The sequence below is a fragment of the Streptomyces sp. NPDC059564 genome, from assembly GCF_042735575.1.
Taxonomy (GTDB): domain Bacteria; phylum Actinomycetota; class Actinomycetes; order Streptomycetales; family Streptomycetaceae; genus Streptomyces.
Genome location: NZ_JBHWBP010000625.1, coordinates 1 through 2085, shown reverse-complemented (window position 1 = coordinate 2085; position 2085 = coordinate 1). Strand labels below are relative to the sequence as shown.

3 protein-coding genes are annotated in these 2085 nt (G+C 72.4%); all 3 read right to left on the bottom strand.

Features of this window, described 5'->3' with window-relative positions; genetic code table 11:
- On the bottom strand, positions 1 to 669 hold a 669-nt coding region (locus ACFV0Q_RS41015; RefSeq protein ID WP_385013144.1), incomplete at its 3' end, for an SMP-30/gluconolactonase/LRE family protein.
- A 38-nt stretch (positions 670 to 707) separates the two neighbouring features.
- Positions 708 to 1637 carry a glyoxalase gene (locus ACFV0Q_RS41010; protein WP_385013142.1) on the bottom strand — a complete coding sequence of 310 codons (930 nt, stop codon included), beginning with the start codon at positions 1635 to 1637 and terminating at the stop codon, positions 708 to 710.
- A 59-nt stretch (positions 1638 to 1696) separates the two neighbouring features.
- On the bottom strand, positions 1697 to 2085 hold a 389-nt coding region (locus ACFV0Q_RS41005), incomplete at its 5' end, for a helix-turn-helix transcriptional regulator (protein WP_385013140.1).

Below are 2085 nucleotides of genomic sequence, written 5' to 3'. Positions count from 1 at the left end.
GCGAAGCACGGCGCCCTGGTCCAGGTTGGTCACCCAGGCCGCCCCGTTGTGGATCTTGATCCCGTTGGCGCCCAGGAATCCGGTGGGCCGCAGCTCGGCGGCGGTGGCCCACCGGGTCGGGGCGCCGCCCCCCTCGGGCACCCGCCAGACGGTGCCGAGGGCCGAATCGGCCACGTACAGCAGACCGCTGTGCCCGTCGAGTGCCAGGCCGTTGGGCAGGCTGTCCGCCGGGAGGGCGGCGATGCGCCGCGGGGTGCCGCCGGGGCGCAGGCGCCACACACCGGTCAGGTCACCGGTGCCCGTGGCGTACGCGAAGTACAGCGTCCCGTCGTGCGCGCGGACGATGCCTCCGAGGAACGGCGAGCCCAGGACCGGGGTGACGGATCCGGCCGGGGGCGGCGGCAGGGTGGCCAGGACGTGCGCCCGGCCGTCGGGGGTGATGCGGGCGACCTGGCGGGAGAAGGCGAACGTGACGTCCGCGCCGCCGCCCGGCTCCAGGGCCATGTTCTCCGGTCGCTGTCCGTCGGTCATGTTCAGATGCGCGAGGAAGCGTGCGTCCGAGACCGGGCCGGTGGCGGCGGTCGCCGGGCCGGTCACCGTGACGGTGAGGCTCGCTGCCAGGGCTGTGGCCAGCAGACCGGTCCGTGACCATCGCTTGGCTGCGGACATGGTGGTGTCCCTTTCCCTCATGTGCCGAAGGTGCGGGGTCACCTGTGATCACTGTCCTGGTGCAGTTCGGCCACGTACCCGCCGGGGAACTGCACCATGGCGCTGGAGCGGCCGTCGCCGCCGGTGTACGGGCCCCACAGCACGCTCGCCCCCGCCGACTGGGCCTTCCGCAGTGTCACGGCGAGGTCCTTCACCCCGTAGCCGGTGGTCTCCCGCCCGAACGGGTGGGGAAGGTGGCCGTCGGTGACGCTCACGACCGTGTTGCCGAACGCGGAGCGGATGACGATCCGGCGATACGTCCCGCCGGGCGATCCGATGTCGCCGCCGTCCGCCGCCCGTTGGTCGGAGACGATCCGCCCCCCGGTGAACCGCAGGCAGGAGCGGAGGAACGGGCCGGCCGAATCGGGCGTCAGGTAGACGCGGTTGTCCGGGACGGACTCCAGGGGCTGGTACGACGGCGCCTTCGTGTGCCAGTACAGCTGCGCGTTGACGCCGCCCGGGAACTGGACGATCGCGTCCCGTCCGATGGGGTCGTCGAAGGGCGCGACGACCAGCTGCGCACCGCTCTGCCTGGCCAGTCGGACGCCCTTGTCGAAGTCGCTCACGAGCCAGCCCGTCCGTTCGGCGCCGAACGGATGGGGGACGGGCGTCTTGAAGTCGAAGACGGACAGGGTGCCGACGGGCGACATCACCAGTTCCGACTCGGCCCGGCTGGGCGTCGGCGTGACCGTGGTGAGGACCTTGTCCGTGTGGGTCCCGCCGAAGGTAGCGCCCCAGCTGGCGACGAACGCGTCCACCGTTCCGGGGGTGACGTAGACGTGCGTGGTGTCGTACTGGGGACCCACCGCCGTGGTCCGGTCGGGGGCGACACCCGTATCGCCCTGGGCCGAGGAGGGCGTCCCGGATCCCACGACGCTCATCGCCACCATGAGGGCGGGCAGCAGCAACGCCACCGCTCTGCGCTTCATTTCCGTTCCTTCCGCCGTAACCGCATACGGGGAAAGCTAGGAGCCGAGCGCGGGTGCCATCATGCTGACAGTGCCCCGGGTCTTGCCTTTCCGGGCACAGTGCCCGCCGTGCGTCGGGGCCCGAGATGCGCGGCGCGCCACTGCACCGGCGACATCCCGTACGTCTCGCGGAACGTCCGGCTGAAGTGGGCGGGGTTGGCGAAGCCCCAGCGGGCGGCCAGCGCCCCGATCGACCGGTGGGCCGCGCCGGCCCGGGTCAGCTCCTCGCGCGCCGACTCCAGCCGTCGCGTCCGCACCCAGGCGTTGACGGTGGTGCCCTGGAGCTGGAAGAGCCGGTGCAGGTAGCGCAGGGAGATGCCGTGCTGGTCGGCGATGGCCTGGGGACTGAGTCCGGGGTCCTGCAACCGGGCCTGGGCGGATGCCGTGATCCGCTCCCATAGTGCGGGCG